At 56.5% G+C, this 20,351-nt stretch carries 22 protein-coding genes; 14 read left to right on the top strand and 8 right to left on the bottom strand.

Annotation, left to right across the window (positions count from 1 at the left end):
• Nucleotides 1-33: 33 nt before the first annotated feature.
• From lon to clpP, 3 genes are all read right to left on the bottom strand, one after another.
• Nucleotides 34-2,451, bottom strand: coding sequence for an endopeptidase La (lon, locus tag QRN55_RS00445; protein WP_111838974.1), 2,418 nt, complete (start codon nt 2,449-2,451; stop codon nt 34-36).
• 409 nt (nt 2,452-2,860) lie between these two features.
• Nucleotides 2,861-4,138, bottom strand: a complete 1,278-nt coding sequence (gene clpX / locus QRN55_RS00440; protein ID WP_111838973.1) for an ATP-dependent Clp protease ATP-binding subunit ClpX — start codon at nt 4,136-4,138, stop codon at nt 2,861-2,863.
• 356 nt (nt 4,139-4,494) lie between these two features.
• Nucleotides 4,495-5,127, bottom strand: a complete 633-nt coding sequence (clpP, locus tag QRN55_RS00435) for an ATP-dependent Clp endopeptidase proteolytic subunit ClpP (protein ID WP_284773897.1) — start codon at nt 5,125-5,127, stop codon at nt 4,495-4,497.
• Between the two features lie 493 nt (nt 5,128-5,620).
• Between clpP and QRN55_RS00430 the strand changes: the two genes are divergently transcribed.
• The 6 genes from QRN55_RS00430 (at nt 5,621) to QRN55_RS00405 (ending at nt 10,632) form a co-directional block, all read left to right on the top strand.
• Nucleotides 5,621-6,832, top strand: a complete 1,212-nt coding sequence (locus QRN55_RS00430) for a GGDEF domain-containing protein (protein ID WP_284773895.1) — start codon at nt 5,621-5,623, stop codon at nt 6,830-6,832.
• 62 nt (nt 6,833-6,894) lie between these two features.
• On the top strand, nt 6,895-8,652 hold the full coding sequence (gene ggt / locus QRN55_RS00425; protein ID WP_284773894.1) for a gamma-glutamyltransferase: 1,758 nt from the start codon (nt 6,895-6,897) through the stop codon (nt 8,650-8,652).
• Between the two features lie 41 nt (nt 8,653-8,693).
• Complete coding sequence (locus QRN55_RS00420) at nt 8,694-9,941, top strand: cytochrome P450 (RefSeq protein ID WP_284773892.1); 1,248 nt, start codon at nt 8,694-8,696, stop codon at nt 9,939-9,941.
• 61 nt (nt 9,942-10,002) lie between these two features.
• Entirely contained in the window at nt 10,003-10,248 is a 246-nt protein-coding gene (locus tag QRN55_RS00415) for a hypothetical protein (RefSeq protein WP_284773889.1), read from the top strand.
• Complete coding sequence (locus QRN55_RS00410) at nt 10,245-10,433, top strand: type II toxin-antitoxin system VapC family toxin (protein ID WP_284773888.1); 189 nt, start codon at nt 10,245-10,247, stop codon at nt 10,431-10,433. Before QRN55_RS00415 ends, QRN55_RS00410 begins: the two co-directional genes overlap by 4 nt.
• A gap of 40 nt (nt 10,434-10,473) precedes the next feature.
• The gene (locus QRN55_RS00405; protein ID WP_284773886.1) at nt 10,474-10,632 is read left to right on the top strand and encodes a PIN domain-containing protein; all 159 of its coding nucleotides are present in this window, start codon (nt 10,474-10,476) and stop codon (nt 10,630-10,632) included.
• A 6-nt stretch (nt 10,633-10,638) separates the two neighbouring features.
• Here QRN55_RS00405 and QRN55_RS00400 read toward each other — a convergent pair whose 3' ends face one another.
• The 3 genes from QRN55_RS00400 to QRN55_RS00390 all read right to left on the bottom strand — a co-directional run bounded on the left by QRN55_RS00400 (nt 10,639) and on the right by QRN55_RS00390 (nt 12,821).
• Nucleotides 10,639-10,995: a cupin domain-containing protein gene (locus QRN55_RS00400; RefSeq protein WP_284773884.1), complete on the bottom strand. Its 357-nt coding sequence runs from the start codon at nt 10,993-10,995 to the stop codon at nt 10,639-10,641.
• 20 nt (nt 10,996-11,015) lie between these two features.
• On the bottom strand, nt 11,016-12,299 hold the full coding sequence (locus QRN55_RS00395; protein ID WP_284773882.1) for an O-acetylhomoserine aminocarboxypropyltransferase: 1,284 nt from the start codon (nt 12,297-12,299) through the stop codon (nt 11,016-11,018).
• Nucleotides 12,300-12,386: 87 nt separating this feature from the next.
• Nucleotides 12,387-12,821: a CoA-binding protein gene (locus QRN55_RS00390; RefSeq protein WP_112499440.1), complete on the bottom strand. Its 435-nt coding sequence runs from the start codon at nt 12,819-12,821 to the stop codon at nt 12,387-12,389.
• A gap of 304 nt (nt 12,822-13,125) precedes the next feature.
• Between QRN55_RS00390 and QRN55_RS00385 the strand changes: the two genes are divergently transcribed.
• The 6 genes from QRN55_RS00385 (at nt 13,126) to QRN55_RS00360 (ending at nt 17,417) form a co-directional block, all read left to right on the top strand.
• Nucleotides 13,126-13,266: a hypothetical protein gene (locus tag QRN55_RS00385; RefSeq protein ID WP_162698186.1), complete on the top strand. Its 141-nt coding sequence runs from the start codon at nt 13,126-13,128 to the stop codon at nt 13,264-13,266.
• Between the two features lie 79 nt (nt 13,267-13,345).
• The gene (locus QRN55_RS00380; protein WP_111838965.1) at nt 13,346-14,182 is read left to right on the top strand and encodes an EamA family transporter; all 837 of its coding nucleotides are present in this window, start codon (nt 13,346-13,348) and stop codon (nt 14,180-14,182) included.
• A gap of 244 nt (nt 14,183-14,426) precedes the next feature.
• Nucleotides 14,427-14,891 carry a 50S ribosomal protein L13 gene (gene rplM, locus QRN55_RS00375; protein WP_111838964.1) on the top strand — a complete coding sequence of 155 codons (465 nt, stop codon included), beginning with the start codon at nt 14,427-14,429 and terminating at the stop codon, nt 14,889-14,891.
• Nucleotides 14,892-14,893: 2 nt separating this feature from the next.
• Nucleotides 14,894-15,361: a 30S ribosomal protein S9 gene (gene rpsI, locus QRN55_RS00370; RefSeq protein WP_111838963.1), complete on the top strand. Its 468-nt coding sequence runs from the start codon at nt 14,894-14,896 to the stop codon at nt 15,359-15,361.
• Between the two features lie 272 nt (nt 15,362-15,633).
• On the top strand, nt 15,634-16,560 hold the full coding sequence (gene argC, locus QRN55_RS00365) for an N-acetyl-gamma-glutamyl-phosphate reductase (RefSeq protein ID WP_111838962.1): 927 nt from the start codon (nt 15,634-15,636) through the stop codon (nt 16,558-16,560).
• Nucleotides 16,557-17,417, top strand: coding sequence for an aminoglycoside phosphotransferase family protein (locus QRN55_RS00360; RefSeq protein WP_284773876.1), 861 nt, complete (start codon nt 16,557-16,559; stop codon nt 17,415-17,417). Before argC ends, QRN55_RS00360 begins: the two co-directional genes overlap by 4 nt.
• A gap of 38 nt (nt 17,418-17,455) precedes the next feature.
• Here QRN55_RS00360 and QRN55_RS00355 read toward each other — a convergent pair whose 3' ends face one another.
• Nucleotides 17,456-18,550 (bottom strand): COX15/CtaA family protein, encoded by a 1,095-nt coding sequence (locus QRN55_RS00355; protein WP_502871264.1) that lies wholly within the window; start codon nt 18,548-18,550, stop codon nt 17,456-17,458.
• A 161-nt stretch (nt 18,551-18,711) separates the two neighbouring features.
• Between QRN55_RS00355 and QRN55_RS00350 the strand changes: the two genes are divergently transcribed.
• Nucleotides 18,712-18,924, top strand: a complete 213-nt coding sequence (locus QRN55_RS00350; protein ID WP_284773872.1) for a DUF2842 domain-containing protein — start codon at nt 18,712-18,714, stop codon at nt 18,922-18,924.
• Between the two features lie 3 nt (nt 18,925-18,927).
• Here QRN55_RS00350 and QRN55_RS00345 read toward each other — a convergent pair whose 3' ends face one another.
• Nucleotides 18,928-19,563, bottom strand: a complete 636-nt coding sequence (locus tag QRN55_RS00345; protein ID WP_284773870.1) for a tyrosine-protein kinase family protein — start codon at nt 19,561-19,563, stop codon at nt 18,928-18,930.
• A gap of 201 nt (nt 19,564-19,764) precedes the next feature.
• On the opposite strand from QRN55_RS00345, the gene QRN55_RS00340 reads away from it, so the two are divergent.
• Nucleotides 19,765-20,337 (top strand): polysaccharide biosynthesis/export family protein, encoded by a 573-nt coding sequence (locus tag QRN55_RS00340; protein WP_111838957.1) that lies wholly within the window; start codon nt 19,765-19,767, stop codon nt 20,335-20,337.
• Nucleotides 20,338-20,351 lie beyond the last annotated feature (14 nt).

Genomic DNA, 20,351 nt, shown 5'->3' with positions numbered 1-20,351 from the left:
TGCTAAATTAGCACCAGACCTGTCAGTCACATCTCAATGTGCGATTGTCTGGCCGCCATCGTCCACACCTTCAACGGTCGCAATCAACGGCGTCTCGATGCTACCATCCCATTCGATTGGGTCAGGCATGCGGACCAGCGCATGTTTCAGCACCTCTCCCATGAGCGAAACCGGGATGATTTCCATCTCGTTTTTCACGTTATCGGGAATGTCGGCGAGGTCTTTCGCGTTCTCTTCGGGGATCAGCACCTTCTTGATGCCGCCACGAAGCGCCGCAAGCAACTTCTCCTTCAAACCGCCAATCGGCAGAACGCGACCACGAAGGGTGATTTCACCCGTCATCGCAACATTCTTATCGACAGCAATACCGGTCATGATCGACACGATTGCTGTTGCCATGGCAACACCGGCAGATGGACCATCCTTCGGTGTCGCGCCTTCTGGCACGTGAACATGGATATCAGACTTGTCGAAACGTGGAGGCTCGATGCCGAAATCAACTGCACGCGAGCGGACATAGGATGCCGCCGCCGAAATCGATTCCTTCATCACTTCCTTCAGGTTACCGGTCACGGTCATACGACCCTTGCCCGGCATCATGACGCCTTCGATGGTGAGCAACTCGCCGCCCACCTCGGTCCATGCAAGACCGGTGACGACGCCGACCTGATCTTCACGCTCGGCTTCGCCGTGGCGGAAGCGCGGCACACCCAGATAGTCCTGAATGTTGGCGGCGGTGACAGCAACGGATGTCGACTTGCCTTTGATGATCTCGGTCACAGCCTTACGCGCCAGTTTCATCAATTCGCGCTCAAAGTTACGAACGCCTGCTTCACGGGTGTATTGCTGGCTGATGGCCATCAGGGCATCGTCGCTGACGGAGAACTCCTCCGGGCGCAACGCATGCTCCTTGATGGCTTTCGGCAGCAGGTGACGCTTGGCGATTTCCCGCTTTTCGTCTTCCGTGTAACCGGCGATACGGATGACTTCCATACGGTCCATCAACGGGCCAGGAATGTTCAGCGTATTGGCCGTGGTCACGAACATGACGTCCGACAGGTCATATTCCACTTCGAGATAGTGGTCCATGAATGTGGAGTTCTGTTCTGGATCCAGCACCTCGAGCAGAGCGGACGATGGATCACCACGGAAATCCTGGCCCATCTTGTCGATTTCATCGAGCAGGAAGAGCGGGTTGGACTTCTTGGCTTTCTTCATCGACTGAACGATTTTGCCAGGCATGGAGCCGATGTAAGTCCGGCGGTGACCGCGGATTTCCGCCTCATCGCGAACGCCACCCAGCGCCATGCGGACATATTCGCGACCGGTAGCCTTTGCGATGGACTTGGCAAGCGACGTCTTACCAACGCCTGGAGGACCTACGAGGCACAGGATCGGGCCGCGAATCTTCGTCGCGCGGGCCTGAACGGCCAGATACTCGACGATGCGTTCCTTGACCTTGTCGAGACCGAAGTGGTCAAGCTCAAGAACGGATTCGGCAGCGTTCAGATCGGTCTTGATCTTGGACTTCTTGCCCCATGGCAGACCAATCAGCCAGTCAAGATAGTTGCGAACAACCGTCGATTCGGCAGACATCGGGCTCATCTGACGCAGCTTCTTCATTTCGGCATCCGCCTTCTCGCGGGCCTCCTTGGAAAGCTTCGTTTTGGAGATGCGCTCTTCTAGTTCAGCCATCTCGTCGCGGCCATCCTCGCCGTCGCCGAGCTCCTTCTGGATCGCCTTCATCTGCTCGTTCAGGTAATATTCGCGCTGGGTCTTCTCCATCTGGCGCTTGACGCGCGAGCGGATACGCTTCTCGACCTGAAGAACGGAAATCTCGCCTTCCATGAAGCCGAGTGCCTTTTCAAGGCGCTGCTTCACGCTCACGGTCTCAAGCATTTCCTGCTTTTCAACGATCTTAATGGACAGATGCGATGCGACCGTATCGGCGAGCTTGGAATAGTCGTCGATCTGACCGGCAGCGCCGACGACCTCAGGCGAAATCTTCTTGTTGAGCTTTACATAGCTCTCGAATTCGGAAACGACCGAGCGCGACAGCGCCTCGATTTCGACGGGGTCTTCGTCTGGTTCACCCAGCGATACGGCAGTCGCTTCGTAGAAATCTTCACGATCGGTGTATTCTTCGATCTTGGCGCGGCCCTTGCCTTCGACCAGGACCTTCACGGTGCCATCCGGCAGCTTCAGCAATTGCAGGACGTTTGCAATGGTGCCGACGCGGTGGATGGCAGAGGTATCCGGGTCGTCATCACTAGCATTGATCTGAGTCACAAGCATGATCTGCTTGTCGGAGCCCATGACCTCTTCCAGAGCACGGATGGATTTTTCCCGGCCGACGAACAGCGGAACGATCATATGCGGGAAAACGACAATGTCGCGCAGAGGAAGTACGGGATATGTACCACCAGATGCAGCAGACGTAATGTTCGTCATATCATTTCCTTTCAATGGTCCCCTTGGGAGGGACGCCTGCCGGACTTTCTTGGGAGTTTCCGGCATATTCTTTGTCGTGACTGAAAGTGGAGTTCGCCACTGTCATTTTCAAGTCACAAGAGCATATACCCTGCCCCACCGGGCCGGATAAAATCCTGAAACGCAATACATCACTCTGCGCTCCCGCCTTCCCGATCATCCTTCCGCCAGTACGATCAGGGAAAACAGCCGACGTTCAAAAAAACGTCATACAGCGCTGCAAATCACTTCTAAAACTTTAGCAGCAAAGCGCAATGCGCTCCAAACGCAAAATGGAACCACAACGGGATAATGCGTCCTTTCCCGTGCATAATACGCAAAAAGGCCCACCAGAGGCAGGCCTTTCGCTATTTCTGTTATCGATGATGGATCAGGCCGAAACGTTGGCCTTCTCGTCCTGACGATCAGCATATATGTAGAGCGGACGCGCAGCACCGCTGACTACGTCGTCGGAAATGACGACTTCACGCACACCTTCCAGGGTCGGCAATTCGAACATGGTATCGAGCAGGATTTTCTCCATGATCGAACGCAGTCCGCGTGCGCCTGTCTTGCGGGTGATCGCCTTGCGAGCGATCTCACGCAGCGCGTCGCCCTGGAATGTCAATTCCACGTCTTCCATCTCGAACAGGCGTTGATACTGCTTGATCAGCGCGTTCTTCGGCTCCGACAGAATCTGGATCAGTGCGTCTTCGTCCAAATCTTCGAGCGTTGCCAGAACCGGCAGACGACCGATGAATTCGGGGATGAGGCCGAACTTGACGAGATCTTCCGGCTCCAGTTCACGCAGCACTTCGCCAACGCGACGATCGTCTTCCGCCTTCACCGTTGCGCCAAAACCGATCGAGGTCTTTTCGCCACGGGCAGAAATGATCTTGTCGAGACCGGCAAATGCGCCGCCGCAGATGAACAGGATGTTGGTCGTATCCACCTGCAGGAATTCCTGCTGCGGATGCTTGCGGCCACCCTGTGGAGGAACGGAAGCGACCGTGCCTTCCATGATCTTCAACAGCGCCTGCTGAACGCCCTCGCCCGACACGTCGCGTGTGATCGAAGGATTGTCCGACTTGCGGGAAATCTTGTCCACTTCGTCGATATAGACGATGCCACGCTGGGCGCGTTCAACGTTGTAATCGGCGGACTGGAGCAGCTTGAGAATGATGTTTTCAACATCCTCACCCACGTAACCGGCTTCGGTCAGCGTCGTTGCGTCAGCCATTGTGAAGGGCACATCGATGATACGGGCCAAGGTCTGGGCAAGATAGGTCTTGCCGCAACCGGTCGGGCCGACCAGCATGATGTTGGATTTCGCCAGTTCGATATCACCGTTCTTCGACGAATTCGCGAGGCGCTTGTAATGGTTGTGAACAGCCACGGACAGGATTTTCTTCGCCTGCTTCTGGCCGATGACATATTCATCGAGAATCTTGATGATGTCCTGCGGAGTGGGCACACCCTCGCGCGACTTTACCATCGAGGTCTTGTTCTCCTCGCGGATGATGTCCATGCACAATTCGACGCATTCATCACAAATGAATACTGTCGGCCCGGCAATGAGTTTCCGGACTTCGTGCTGGCTCTTGCCGCAGAATGAACAATAGAGTGTATTCTTAGAGTCGCCGCCGTTGCTGCCGCTGACTTTGCTCATATCTCTTTCCTTCCAGCACGCCGCAATTTCGCAATGCGAAACGCGGTCAACTTACCGTCTGCGGACCGGTCGCTTCCTATAAGCATCCATGTCCGCTTCGTTCCCGGGGTACTAACCGCATCAGGCTTTTGACCTGATAGACGGCGGCAACGAATTCCCCTTCAAATTCCAGGGCCTTCGCCCGGTTATTCGGTCTGACACCCTTCTCAACCCCAAATCTGGCTAAGTCAGGTTTATCTCAAGCTATGTCATAAAAATTCAACACAGCCTTAATAACTACTATTACCGCTTTATTTTTCCGTTGAAACCCCGAATTTCACTTCGGAGCTTCAAAGCCTGCGCGGAACAACAGCAATTTAGCTTGCGGTCGCGCCTTCGATTTCCTGACGCGATGTCAGAATCTTGTCGACGACACCCCAGTCCTTCGCCTCATCCGCATCCATGAAATGGTCACGGTCGAGCGTATTTTCAACTTCTTCGAGCGTCCGGCCCGTATGCTTCACATAGACGTCATTGAGGCGGCGCTTCATCTTGATGATGTCGCGGGCGTGGCGCTCGATGTCGGAAGCCTGGCCCTGGAAACCGCCGGATGGCTGGTGAACCATGATGCGCGCGTTGGGCGTGCAGAAGCGCATGCCCTTTTCACCGGCCGCCAGAAGCAGCGAACCCATGGACGCGGCCTGACCAACGCACAGCGTGGACACGGCAGGACGGATGAACTGCATCGTATCGTAAATCGCCATACCGGCGGTCACGACACCACCCGGTGAATTGATGTAAAGCGCGATTTCCTTCTTCGGGTTTTCCGATTCCAGGAACAGCAGCTGTGCGCAAACGAGCGATGCCATGTGGTCTTCGACCGGACCGGTCAGGAAGATGATCCGCTCTTTGAGAAGACGCGAATAGATATCGTAGGACCGCTCGCCGCGATTGGTCTGTTCCACGACCATCGGCACCAGAGCCATGGCGGTATCAACTGGATTTGTCATGTCCGTCCTTTGTAAACTCTTAACCGGCGAGCATTCGCAGCCGGAATCAATTCTATTCGTCTACTCTCTACATAGAGTGTGATTGCCCGGTTCTTCAAGACTGAGGTGACGGATATCCTTAATGTCGCACCGGCAAATGATGATGTCGCCATACAGGTCCGCAGGAAATGACACCACCGACATTCCTACGCGCAATGACGTCATCAACGATGAAACGCAAAGTTGGTCAACCAAAGGTTAAACACGTTGAAATAATTCATTCGTCACCTCTCGTAACGTCAAGTAGAAACGACTTGTTAGGTATTGAGGCAGATAGTGCTGCCGAGGCGATTTTACACCACCCCAGCGTGGCTGAAGGTATTTACCTGGAATTCATTTAAGATGCGGAATGGGCGCGTACTTTCTGAGTACGCAGCGCACCGATCCGCGCAACACTGAGACGGATGGGGTTTGGTCTGTGTTAGACGCCAAGACGGGTATGCTACTTTGGTCCATGGAGACCTTAACGCTTTCGGCGGTTCTGGCCGTTCTGTGGCTGCATCAACCGGCCAAGAAGCACCACCTTTGCTTCGGCATAGGTTTCGCCCTTGTGGGCATCGGTGCCATTCTTGTGGCCCTGCGTGGCGTGATACCTGACTTTATATCCATCCAGTTCGGCAACATATCTGCGCTGGCGGGCTTCAGCTTCTGGCTGGCGGGTCTCTTGTTGCTTGAAGGCCGCAAGATCGAAGGCTGGGTGGCCATTCCGCCTCTGGTCTGGATTGCCTTCATGTTCGTTCCGCCTGTTCGTGACACCACGAGCGCGCGGATCATTCTTTACCACGTCTGCGCCGGAATCGGATACTTCATGCTGGCGGGCGTGTTGCTGACATCGAAAGAGTTCATTTCGAAAACCCGAAAAGTTCTGGCGACGGCACTTATCGTCCAATCCTTCGCAGGCGCCGTGGCCGCTTCGCTTGTTATTCCCTACAATCTGGCGACGGGTCAGATCATACCCCTGACGGGCCCGATAGCCGTCGTCGGCGCATTCGGCTTCACGGTGCTGATGATGCTCAGCGTCAAGATGTTCACGGAAGATGCAGAGCGCCGCCTCCAATACCTGGCGATGACCGATCACCTGACGGGAACACTCAACCGCCGTGGGCTAGTGCAAGCTTTCGATGCCATGAAGGCGCGTTTCTCCAGCACGTCGCGGCATATCGGCTTCATTCTTTTCGATATCGACCACTTCAAAAAGATCAATGACGAATATGGTCATCAGTGCGGTGACGATGTTCTGGTGAAGTTCTGCTCCCAGGCCGGGATGATTGCCGATGGGCAAGGCGTGGTGATCCGCATGGGCGGCGAGGAGTTCGGCTGTCTGATCGAAACGGATGACCCTGCCAAGGTTGCCATTCTCGCCGAAGCCATCCGTATCCACTTCAGCCGGCTGGAAATGTTTGCCGATGCACAACGCTTCTCCGCCACCGTCAGTGCTGGCGTTTTCTGCCAGAGAGTGCCGGACGCTGATCTCAACGCCATGTTGACGATGTCGGACCGCGCGCTTTACGGCGCAAAGAAAGAGGGGCGTAATCGCACTGTCGTTCGCGAGGGCTCGATCAACATCGTCATTCCCGCCAACGACCGTGACGAAGACCCCTGCGACAACAATGCAGACAGGCAGGTTGCCGCCCTCACCCGCATCGCAAACATCGCCAATCGCTAATGGCGACTTGACCTTCGGGCGCTTGCTCTCCCATCATGGGCGCAAGCAACGGAGGGTTCGCCATGCATCTCGGCTTCGTCACCAGCCTATTGATATCTGCCACACTGGTCACCGGCACCGCGCATGCCCAACAGGCGTCCGACACACTCGCGCCGGAACGCGCGACGGGAACGACCACCGCAAAGCGCGTCGAAACCAAAGACTTCATGGTGGCCGCCGCCAACCCGCTGGCAGCGGAGGCGGGCCGCAAGGTGATCGCCGATGGTGGCAACGCGATCGACGCCATGGTGGCGGTTCAGACCGTTCTAGGGCTGGTCGAGCCGCAAAGCTCTGGTCTGGGTGGCGGCAGCTTTCTCGTCTACTACGACGCCGCACAAAAGAAGCTGACCACCTTCGATGGGCGCGAGACCGCGCCGATGGAAGCAACGCCGAAACTCTTTCTAGATGAGAGCGGTCAGCCGCTGAAATTCATGGACGCGGTGGTGGGCGGTCGCTCTGTCGGCACGCCGGGCACGGTGCGATTGCTATCGGATGTTCACAAGAAATACGGCAAGCTGTCCTGGGCGGATCTGCTCAAACCCGCGGAAACGCTCGCCTCCGACGGCTTTACCGTATCGCCACGCCTTGCTTCTCTCATTGCGTCAGAGGGAGACCGGCTGAAAAGGTTCGAGGGCGCGCGCAACTATTTCTACAATGCATCCGGCGCGCCGCTCAAGGCAGGCGCCGTTCTCAAAAATCCAGCCTATGCGGAAACTCTAAAGACCATCGCCACCAAGGGTGCGGATGCGTTTTACAGCGGCCCCATTGCCGAGGCCATCGTCAAGACGGTCCGCGAGGCCACCGGCAATCCCGGCGTTCTGTCGCTGGCCGATCTCTCCAATTATCGCACGAAGGAGCGTGACCCGGTCTGTGCCAGCTACCGGGCGCTGGATATTTGCGGCATGGGACCACCCTCCTCCGGTGCTGTCGCTGTCGGCCAAATCCTCGGCACCATCGAGAACTTCGATATCAAGGCGCTCGGGGCCGACAATGTCGAGAGCTGGCGTCTGATCGGCGATGCGCAGCGCCTCGCTTTTGCGGACCGCGAACGCTATCTGGCAGACCCGGATTTCATGCCACTCCCCATCAAGGGACTGTTGCGCAAGGATTATCTGGCCACCCGCGCCGCCCTTCTGGACGGCGACAAGGCTCTAGCAGCCGACGCCGTGAAGGCAGGCGAGCCGGAGTGGGATCACGCCCTATTGTTCGGTCGCGGCGCGGCGTTGGAAATGCCATCGACCAGCCACTTCGTGATCGTCGACAAACAGGGCAACGTGCTTTCCATGACGACGACAATCGAGAGCGGCTTCGGCTCGCGGCTCATGACCAACGGCTTCCTGCTCAACAACGAACTCACGGACTTCTCATTCAAGACGCATGATGGCAGCCTGCCCGTCGCCAACCGTGTGGAGCCGGGCAAAAGACCGCGCTCCTCCATGGCACCGACCATCGTCATGAAGGACGGAAAGCCGCTGCTGGCCATCGGCTCGCCCGGCGGCAGTCAGATAATCGGCTATGTTGCGCAGGCTCTGGTGGCCTATATCGATTGGGGTATGCCGGTGGAGCAGATCGTGGCGCAGCCGCACCTCATCAATCGCTTCGGAACCTACGACATCGAAGCCGGAACAACTGCGGAAAAATTCGCCGAACCGCTGAAGGCAATGGGCTACGAGGTGAAACCCGGCGAGATGAATTCCGGCCTGCATGCGATAGAAATCACCGGCAGCGGACTGGTCGGCAGTGCCGACCCGAGGCGCGAAGGTGTGGCCTTGGGGGAATAGAACCGCTTTCGCACCGCACCGCCTTGGGCTAAAGATCGGGCATGACAACATTGCCCGATTTCCTCCGCATCTCGCCCGGCACCCGCTCGGTTTCGCTCGACGCCCGTCACCCCGCTTTCTACAGCGCGCCAAACGCTGCCTACGCGGCGCTGCACGCACATTGTCCCACCTTCTTCTGGGAGGAGCAGAAGCAATGGTTCTTTACCGGTTATGACCACGTGAACGCCCTGCTGCGCGACAGGCGCTTCGGACGGCAAATTCTCCACATTGCCAGCCGCGATGAATTGGGACTGCCGGAGCCCGCGGAACACACCAGACACTTCGATGCGGCAGAGCGCCACTCCCTGCTGGAAATCGAGCCACCTGAGCACACGCGGCTGCGCACGCTGGTGAACCGCGCCTTCGTGTCGCGCCACGTCGAAAAGATGAAGCCGGAAATCGAGGAGCTCGCCAACAGGCTGATCGACCGCTTCGAGAAGGACGGCAAGACGGAGCTGCTATCGTCATTCGCCGACATCATTCCCGTGACGATGATCGCGCGGATGATCGGCATTCCCGAGGAGATGGGCCCGCAACTGCTGAAGTGGTCTCATGCCTATGTCGGCATGTACATGTTCAAGCGCACCCGCGACGATGAGCTGGCCGCAGATATAGCCGCCCGGGAGTTCGCTGATTATATCCGCACTGTCATTGCGCAACGTCGCGCCGAGCCGAAGGACGATCTACTGAGCCACATGATCCACACGGAGCATAAGGGCCAGCTTCTTACAGACGATGAGTTGATCTCAACCACGATCGTGCTTCTCAACGCCGGGCACGAAGCAACCGTGCACCAGATCGGCAATTCCGTTAATGTCATCCTCAAGAGCGGTCTTGACCCCGCCACGCTCTTTACGGATGAAAAGACGACCGAAAGAACCATCGAGGAAACGCTGCGCATCGGCGCGCCGGTCCACATCTTTCAACGCTGGGCACTGGAGCCGGTCGAGGTCGATGGCGTCCAGTTCCAACGCGGCGACAAGCTCAGCCTGATCCTGGCCGCAGCCAATCTGGACCCGCAGAAATTCACCGATCCCCTCACCTTCAAACCGGATCGCGCCGAAGCCACCAACCTCTCTTTCGGCGCAGGCATCCACTTCTGCATCGGCGCACCGCTCGCAAGGCTGGAACTGAACATCGTGTTGCCCCTGCTGTTCAAGCGACTGCCCAACCTACGCCTAGCGAGCCCGCCGAAGGTGAAGGATGTCTATCATTTCCATGGGTTGGAGAGGCTGGATTTGGTGTGGTGACACGGGCTTTTTTCCAAGCGCCTGATGCTGTATGGTAAGCACAGTCAACCGGAGCAAACACTTGGCAACGAAGGCGAAAGACAATCGACATAGCGAGACTGAGCAATCGCTTGGCCTGTTGCGTGACGAGTTGTCTCAGCTCGGCCAGGACCTACAAGCGCTCTTTGAGCGTGAAGTCAAAACCGCCGCCAAGCCAGCGTTCAAGCAGAACCGAACGCCCGGGCGCTTCAAGGGTCGTCTTGTGGTTGGAAAACAGTTCTTCGAACCTCTTACCGACGATGAGCTCAAGGCATTCTCGGCTGAATGAAATATTTGCTCGATACCCACGCGTTACTTTGGTGGTTGAGTGACGACCCGCAATTGTCGCAAGAGGCACGGGCCATCATCGCTAATCCGCAAAATGAGATTTACGTTAGTGCTGCGTCGGCATGGGAGATAGCGACCAAATTCTCGAAAGGCCACCTGCCCCACGGCGTCTCTCCTGTTACCTGACTTCTCAGGCGTGCTACACCAAGAAGGCTTTTCTGAACTTATGATCAACAGTGCGCACATGGTGCGCAGTGCCATCCTACCTGGCGAGCACCGCGACCCTTTCGACCGCATTCTTGCCGCTCAAGCAATCATCGAAAACATGGCACTCATTTCACTAGATGGGAAAATACCGTCGCTTGGCGTGATGACGCGCTGGTGACGCGGACTACAGCCTGACCACATAATCCTTGCGAGTCGTTTCAACCACTTCCCAGCTTCCCTTAAAGCCGGGTCTGAGAATAAGGCGATCACCGGGTCTCAGGTGGATTGGGTCTGCACCGTCTTCGGTAAGGACGGAATAGCCTTCGAGAATATTGAAATATTCCCACTCGTCATATTCGACACGCCACTTTCCGGGCGTCGATTGCCAGATGCCCGCATAGAGACCGCCTGATGCTTCTTCGAGGTTCCAAGTCGTGAACTCGGGATTGCCCGAGATGAGACGGTCAGGTGCAGGCGCCCCCTTTTCCGGCTGGATGGTGGCGAGGTCGCCCTCTGACTTGAAGTTGAGACTATGCGTCATGAGCGACCTTCCTTTTTTGATCAGACCTTTGCGAGCGCCTGCTCGAGGTCTGCGATGATGTCCTTTACGTCTTCGATGCCGACGGACAGACGCACGACGTCCGGTCCGGCACCTGCCGCCGTCTGCTGCTCTGGCGTCAGCTGGGCATGGGTGGTGGAGGCCGGATGGATGACGAGCGAGCGTGTGTCACCAATGTTGGCGACGTGCGAGAACAGTTGCAGACCTTCGACGATGGCCTTGCCTGCCGCATAACCGCCCTTCACACCGAAAGTAAAGACAGACCCTGCCCCCTTTGGCGAATAACGCTGTTGCAGCGTGTGATTGTCGCTGTCCTCAAGACCGGCATAATTGACCCAGCCGACTTTTGGATGTGCGTTCAACCATTTGGCCACGGCAAGAGCGTTGTCCGAATGGCGTTGAACACGCAAGGCCAGCGTCTCGATGCCAGTGAGAATCAGAAACGCGTTGAACGGCGCGATGGATGGGCCAAGGTCTCGCAAGCCAAGGACACGGGTTGCAATGGCAAAAGCGAAGTTGCCGAATGTCTGGTGCAGAACGACGCCGGAATATTCTGGTCGCGGCTTGGACAATGCCGGGAATTTGTCGCTGGCCGACCAGTCGAAGGTGCCGCCATCGATGATGATTCCACCCATGGAGTTGCCATGGCCGCCGAGGAACTTGGTGAGCGAATGCACGACGATATCGGCACCATGTTCGATTGGGCGCAGCAGATAAGGGCTAGCCATGGTGTTATCCACGATCAGCGGCAGGCCGTGCTTGTGGGCAACCTGCGCAATCGCTGCGATATCGACGAAAGTGCCACCAGGGTTGGCCAGGCTCTCGATGAAGATCGCCTTGGTGCGCTCATCGATCTGAGTTTCGAAACTGCCGGGATTTGCCGCATCCGCCCACCGCACCTGCCAGCCGAAATTCTGGAAAGAATGGCCGAACTGGTTGATGGAGCCGCCGTAAAGCTGGCGGGCCGCCACGAAATTATCGCCAGATTGCAGGAGCGTGTGGAACACGAGCAACTGCGCTGCGTGGCCAGACGCAACGGCCAAAGCCGCCGTGCCGCCTTCGAGGGCTGCGACACGCTCTTCCAGCACCGCTTGCGTCGGGTTCATGATGCGGGTGTAGATGTTGCCGAATTCCTTCAGCCCGAATAGCGCAGCAGCGTGATCGGAATCACGGAATTCATAGGCCGTCGTCTGGTAGATCGGCGTGGCGCGTGCGCCTGTCGTTGGGTCTGGCTCGGCGCCGGCGTGAATTGCCAGTGTCGAAAAGCCCGGATTATTCTCTGACATGTGTCCCTCCGATTTATGTTTTTCCTGCCTTGAGAGCAGAGGGATAATAACGCCCTCAAGGCGAATGATAAGTGCGACTTATGCTAACTATGATGCGATATTGAGACGCGGATACTCAATTGCGGGGCATCGGTCCATCACCACTTCTATGCCATAGGCCTCGGCCTTTGCCGCCGCATCATCGTGGCGAACGGAAAGTTGCCCCCAGATAAACTTGGGTCGGGGCGACAGCAAGATGACCTCCTCCACGATGGCTGGCAAAAACTCCGCTGCTCTGAACACATCGACCATGTCGATCGGCTCCGGAATGTCTGCCAGCTTGGCATAGACCTGCCTGCCTAGAATATCCTTGCCCTCTTGCCCCGGATTGACGGGAAACACCGAGTAGCCCTTCGACAACAGGAAATTCATCACGCCGTTGCTGGGCCGCGCCGGATTGGGTGACGCGCCCACCAACGCGATGGTTTTGACATCCTTCAGAACGCGGCGGATGTAGTCGTCATCATAGACATCGTGGTTCATCGTTTCCTCCAAATATCTGCATTCTCAGTTTTTTGCCGCCCACCATAGTGGTTGAGAAAAGTGTTTTCACAAAGCCCTGTAACTTTACGAAAATCGGCACAACCATAATGTTTGCGCTAACCTTTTTCCCAATCACCAATCGTACTTTTTTTGTACCGTATCTGTTCACTGGCATTTTAGAAACTACTCATAGTTACATTAGAAAAATATGTTGCACGACTGAACTGTTTAATCCTCAATCGTTATTTGATGAAAATACGCCACTTCAAACCAAAATATGGCCTCAGAACGCCGGATTTTTTCATTGACCGGCGGTTCAATCGTTTCATTTTTCGCCCACATCATCAAAACTCTTAATTTTGATCTTCCAGGCCAAAACCCAGAAAACATTCTAGAGTTGCATCGCGACACTTATCGCCTGGGCTTTGAGCCGGTGGCTGGCTGACATTATCTTTCATACCCCGGTGCAACTCGCCGCATGAAAGCATAGGGTTCGATCAAACGAGAAACATTGCGAGTCGCCCGTGTCGATTGATGTATTGCTGTTGGTTTTGCTGGGGGCATTGTTGCATGCTGGCTGGAATGCGCTGGTCAAATCCGGCGTGGACAAAGCACTGGACGCGAGCCTGATTGCCGCCGGCGCCGCGGCCTGTTGCATTCCGCTTCTGCCCTTTCTTCCCCTTCCCGGCACCGTAGCCCTGCCGTTTCTCGTTATCTCCGCCCTATTGCAGTTCGCCTATTTCCGGCTGGTTGCTGCGGCCTATACGGTGGGTGATATTGGTCTGGTCTATCCCATCATGCGCGGTGTCGCTCCGCTGATCGTCGCTGCCAGCAGCAATCTCTTTCTGGGCGAAACGCTGAGCCTTGCTGCTCTCGCGGGCATCGCAATCATCTCCGCTGGCATTCTCACCCTCGCCTTCGAGGCGCGGCATGGCGGTCGCCACCCGATTTTGCTGGCGCTGATCAACGCGGTCGTTATCGCTGGCTACACATTTGTCGATGGGGTCGGCGCGCGGCTTTCATCAAGCCCGATTTCCTACACATTGTGGATGTCCCTTTTGCCACCGATCCTGTTGTTTGGTTGGGCATTCCATCAGCGGGGCTGGGCACCTGTCGTCAATCATGTGCGCGGCAACTGGTGGCGGGGACTGGCCGGTGGTGCGGGATCGATCCTCTCCTATGGCTTAGCGCTCTGGGCGATGACGAAAGCACCCGTCGCAGTGGTCGCAGCCCTGCGGGAAACGTCTATTCTTTTCGCCATCCTCATCTCCGTCGTCATCCTGAAAGAAAGGGCTAGTGTCTGGCGCTATATCGCAGGCGCAATCATCGCGTTGGGTGTTTTGACCATGAGACTGGGCTGAGTCAGACGTTTTTATTGTGGTATCATAGAACCACATTACCAAACCATTGATTTTAAAAGCCAATTTTTGCGGCGCTAGAAAACAGTAACATTGACGGAATTTTCCACACCGCCTATAAGCGCCGCAGACAGAATTTCCCTGGAAATACGGTCATTACGGCTGCGCCTATGTGCTCAGCCTCAAGCAACAAAAAACGCCCGCATGCTCAGCTTGAGTGTGACGGGTCCTAGAGAAAGTTAAAAGAATGTCTACTTTCGTTCAGAAGCCTGCTGAGGTGGAGAAGAAGTGGGTCATCATCGACGCCGAAGGCCTCGTTGTTGGTCGCCTCGCCACTGTTGTTGCAACCCGCCTGCGCGGCAAGCACAAGGCAACGTACACACCGCACGTTGACGATGGCGACAACGTCATCATCATCAACGCTGAAAAGTGCGTTTTCACCGGCAAGAAGTATTCCGACAAGAAGTACTACTGGCACACTGGTTACCCAGGTGGCATCAAGGAACGTACCGTTCGCCAGATCATCGAAGGCCGCTTCCCGGAGCGCGTTCTCGAAAAGGCAATCGAGCGTATGATTCCCCGTGGTCCTCTTGGCCGTCGCCAGATGAAGAACCTCCGCGTTTACGCCGGTTCCAACCATCCGCATGAAGCACAGCAGCCAGTCGTTCTCGACGTGGCACAGCTGAACAGCAAGAACGTAAGGAGCGCCTGATAATGGCCGATCTTTCCTCCCTGAAAGACCTCGCCCCTGCATCGGAAGCTTCTGCTCCCGTGCATGTCCGCAAGGTTGACACCCTCGGCCGTTCCTACGCGACCGGCAAGCGCAAGAACGCCGTAGCCCGCGTATGGGTCAAGGCTGGTTCCGGCAAGATCATCATCAACGGTCGCGACTTCTCGGCATACTTCGCCCGTCCCGTCCTGCAGATGATCCTTCAGCAGCCGCTCGTTGCAGCAGCTCGCGCTGGCCAGTTCGACATCATCGCAACTGTTGCAGGCGGCGGTCTTTCCGGCCAGGCCGGTGCAGTTCGCCACGGTCTCTCCAAGGCCCTCACCTACTTCGAACCGGGCCTGCGCCCAGCTCTGAAGAAGGGTGGCTTCCTGACCCGCGACAGCCGTGTTGTTGAACGTAAGAAGTACGGTAAGGCCAAGGCTCGCCGTTCCTTCCAGTTCTCCAAGCGTTAATTCGCAACGGAATCCGAATACGAAAAGGCGGGGCTTCGGCTCCGCCTTTTTTGTTGTCCATTCATCGAAAGTCAGTCTCAGCTTAGCTAGGTGATGTCTCCGTGATCATCCGGCAGATGCACACCACCGCCATTGCAGGGGCAACAGTTGCATTGTATATGCATGGCCTGCGTGCTGGGCGGCCTACGAAAGCGGGCTGACAGATTGATTCAAGCGCTTTGCAAACTGATTCCGCATATTCCCTCAACCCATTGAAAGTTCAGGACAAGGACATGACAGCAAAAATCTTCATCGACGGCGAACACGGTACCACAGGCTTGCAGATCCGCACCCGCCTTGCCGACCGCCGCGATATCGAACTGCTGTCCATTCCCGAGGCAGAACGTCGCAATGCGGCCATGCGGGAAGATATGCTCAACAATGCGGACATCTCGATCCTATGCCTGCCGGATGATGCCTCCAAGGAGGCCGTGACCATGGTGTACGGCAACAATAAGGTCCGCATCATCGATACCTCGACGGCATATCGGGTTCATCAGGACTGGGCCTATGGCTTTGCCGAGATGGACAAGGCGCAGGCTGAGAAAGTGCGTTCCGCCCGGTTCGTTGCCAATCCCGGCTGCTATCCCACCGGTGCCATCGGCCTCATTCGCCCTTTGCGCGTAGCTGGCATTCTGCCGGATGGCTATCCGGTCAGCGTCAACGCTGTGTCCGGTTATACCGGCGGAGGCAAGCAGATGATTGCGCAGATGGAAGACCAGAGCCGCGACGACGCCATCAGTGCCAATAATTTTCTCTACGGCCTGACACTGAAGCACAAGCATGTGCCGGAAATGAAAATCCACGGCCAGCTCGACCGCTCGCCCCTGTTCTCGCCTTCCGTTGGACGGTTCCCGCAGGGCATGATCGTTCAGGTGCCGCTGTTCTTGGCTGATTTGAAGGAAGGCACGAGCGTCGAGACCATCCACGCCGCTCTGGTCGCACATTACGCCGGCCAGGACATCGTGCAGGTCGTGTCCCTTGAGGAAAGCCGCTCGCTGAGCCGTATCGACGCCGAAGAACTGGTCAACCAGGACATAATGAAGCTCTTCTTGTTCGGCAGCGACGAACAGATCAATCTCGTTGCCGTGCTCGACAATCTCGGCAAGGGTGCATCGGGCGCTGCGGTCCAGAACATGGAACTCATGCTTTCGGCATGATTGAAAATCTGCCCGAAAGCATTCCAGTTGAACTTGCAAGGCGGTGGAGCATATCCTCCGCCTTTCTCATTGCTGACACCGCCAGCAGCGTCGTCTTTCGCGTAACGCTGGAGAGTGGCGCGACGGCGATCCTGAAGTCACTGAAGCCGCGTGGCATGGGTGAACTGCCCGGCATGGCATTTCTGGATTGGCGAAACGGCGTAGGCGCCGTGCGCATGCTGAAACGAGAGGGAACCGTTTGTCTGCTCGAAGACGCGGGCCACGTTACTCTTCGAGACTATCGCCTCATGAACGGCGAAGCAGCATCGAATGCCGTCATCGCCGATGTCATACAGAGGCTACACTCACAGCAGCAGCGAGACATCCCGCAAGGCCTCACCCGACTCGACCAGCATTTCCAAGCACTCTTTGCACGGGTGAAGGTCGAGCAAGACATTCGTCTTGAAGAACCGCTACGCTTTTGTGCAGAGGTGGCTCGCGTGCTGCTGGACAAACAACAGAATGTCCGGCCTCTACACGGAGACCTTCACCACGAAAACATCATGTCCGGCAGCGCACGCGAATGGCTCGCTATAGACCCGCAAGGACTGCTCGGTGATCCAGCCTATGATGTTGCGAATGTCTTTGGAAATCCGATAGGCGCTTTCCATGACATCGTTGATCCCCAGAGGATCAACGACTTGAGAGAGCAGTTCGCCAGGGCACTGGACTGTTCGGTGGAAAAAATCCTGAACTACGCCATTGCGCATGCAGGCCTGTCGATTTGCTGGTCGCTGGAGGATGGAATACCATTTGAAGACAGCGAGAACGCTTGCGAGCGCCTCGCTTTCATCAACGTCGCGAGATCGTTACATTAGGTTTCAGTTGGAGGCGATCTCATCTCGCCTCACGATTTTCAGTTGTTTGCGCTTGCCTTCACGTCCACAGGATACTCCCCCACAAATCCGCGCCAGTGGGCAATCGCGAATGCCAGGACCAGTAGCGCCATGCCTTGGTGTGCCAACGCCACGTGGATATCGACATGCATCAGCAGCGTGGTGATGCCGAGCCCGGCCTGAATGCAGACCAGCACGAAGAACAGCACGGAGCGGCGAGCATGTGGGCTGTTAGGCAATTTGCGGCAGAGGTAGACCATGTTCCACAGCGTTGCAGCAAACAGCACGTAGGCACCGAGGCGGTGGATGAATTGGACGGTCTTCGGGTTTTCGAAGACGTTGATCCACCAGGGGCTTTGAATGAAAAGGTCGCCGGGCACAAGAGATCCATCCATCAACGGCCATGTATTGTAGGAAAGCCCGGCATTCAGGCCTGCGACCAGTGCGCCAAGATAAATCTGGAAAAGACAGAGACAGGCCAACAAGGCGGCGAAACCCCTGCCCTGCCGTTCGTTCGACGCCTGCGGGGAATGAAGCGAAAGGCCGCGCAAAATCCACATGCATCCCGCAAAGATCAGGCAGGCGATGGTTAGATGGGTGGCGAGGCGATATTGCGAAACATCTGTGCGGTTGACGAGACCGGAAGAAACCATCCACCAGCCGACGAACCCCTGAAAACCACCCAGCGCCAGCAGGCCCACCAGCGGTAGCTTCAGGCGCTTTTCGACCCGGCCCGTCAGCCAGAAGTAGGCCAGCGGCAGCGCGAAGATCAGGCCGATTGCGCGGGCCAGCAGCCGATGCGCCCATTCCCACCAGAAGATGGTCTTGAACTCGCCCAGCGACATGCCCTTGTTGATTTCCTGATATTGCGGAATGCGCTTGTATAGCTGAAATTCCTCTTCCCACTCGGCCACGGAAAGCGGCGGAATGGCGCCGTGGATGGGCTTCCATTCGGTTATGGAAAGTCCTGATTCCGTCAGGCGCGTGGCGCCGCCGACGAGAACGAGACAGAACAGCGTGAACAGAACGACCCGCAACCAGATACGCAGAAGACGACGGTCTTTTTCTCGGCTCTTCAGCGCTCGCTGTTCGACAGAGGTTTCAGCGTTGGCCACCGTGTTCGCCTGCATTCTTGACACTCCACAAGTCTTTTCGATGGTTTGCAACAACGCACCGTGCAAAACAAGCCCTCATACCCGTCCGCGCCGCCAATAAGCTTTGCGGCATTGGGTCGCGGCTGTATAAGCGTCGAGAGTTTCAAGGGAGCGAAAACGGCATGCCACAGCGCCTCAGATCATTTATCGGCACCATCGTCATCATAGCGCTGGTGCTCGCCTATGCGGTGATCGCGACGAGCTTTGCATCGGCGATGCTGGCGAAACAACCGTGGTGGGTGCATCTCGGCTATTTCGTGGTTTCGGGCGTGCTTTGGATCTTACCGGCCATGCTCATCATCAAATGGATGGCTGGCCCCAAACAGCAGAAGTGATTCTTAATCCGTCGCGTGTTCGGCAGTATCCGGCGACCCCATGATGACGACTTCGGCATATCCGAGAGCTTTAAGCTGATCGAGTGTCGTCTCGACCAATGGACTGTCCGCACCCGGTCGTGAAACCACGATTTCGGCGTCGACATATTTCAGCAGTTTCGTAACGCCATCGACATCCGCAGCACCGAACTCGAGAAGCACGGTGTCATAGGTATCGGCCAGAGCGTGCAGAACCATCGTCAACCGCTCGATGACACGGACGGTGTGCTGTGGCTGAGCATTGCCGTGGGGCACGATGTGTGCATTGGACAACCGGTCGTGGTGAATCGTTTCCCCAAAAGCGGTTTCACCAAAAAGAAGATCGGAAACGCCTGGAAGCCCCGGCTCCTGCGACATCAGCCGGGTTGGACAGCCGGATGCGGTCATATCCACCAGAACGACGGAACGGCCGAGTTCGGCGATGGATCTCGCCAGCATGACGCTTGCCGTCGAGCCATCATCACCGCTTGGCGAAAACAAGCCGACAGTCGGCTTTGCGCCGCGCATGGAGAGAAAATCCGCGGCACCGTTGACCGAAACAGTGAAGCGCTCCTGCGTGGCTTCGTCGAAATCATCGGCGTGGTTGGCATTTTTGGTCACGAGATTTCTCTTTTTCGAAGGGCAGCGTCATCAGAGGCATTGGCCCAGACAATAGGAGTTTCCGGTAACACAAGCGTTAAAGCTTCTCGCCCTGCCCTGCTAAATCCTATTAAAGCAACAGGGAAAATTCTTTTCTTTACCCGGCATTAACCATACGCAACCGATAACTGCGTGAAGAAATTCTCTGGAGCATGATTGCGGATGACATTCGCTGCCCCACGCCTGATACCCGCACTTGTCGTAGCTTTGGCCGCGATGCTCGCAGGCTGTTCAGCGTACAAACCGGCACCACGCGCTTTTAACGAAGCAGCCCTCGCGCCCTATCGGCTGGATAGCGGCGATCGATTGCGGGTGAATGTATTCGACCAGACCAATCTGACAAACACTTATACAGTGGATCAGGCAGGCTATGTCGCCTTCCCGCTCGTCGGTCAGATTTCAGCGCGCGGCAAGACCGTCTCTCAGCTCGAATCGGGAATCGCACAAAAGCTTCGGCAGGGCTTCCTCAAGAACCCTGACGTGACTATCGAGATCGATCGCTATCGTCCCGTCTTCGTCATGGGCGAAGTCGGCAGGCCTGGCCAGTATTCCTATGTTCCGGGCATGACCGCGCAGAATGCGATTGCCGTTGCAGGTGGCTTCACCTCCCGCGCCAATCAGAGCGATGTGGATATCACCCGCAAGATCAACGCCAATGTCATGACTGGCAGAATCATCATATCCGGCCCCGTCATTGCCGGTGACACGATCTATGTTCGTGAACGCTTCTTCTAGGTCGTCTTCACCCT

Source organism: Agrobacterium sp. lyk4-40-TYG-31 (assembly GCF_030209855.1).
Lineage (GTDB): Bacteria > Pseudomonadota > Alphaproteobacteria > Rhizobiales > Rhizobiaceae > Agrobacterium > Agrobacterium vaccinii.
The sequence above is the reverse complement of the archived record's forward strand: the minus strand, read 5'-3'. Positions and strand labels throughout refer to the sequence as shown.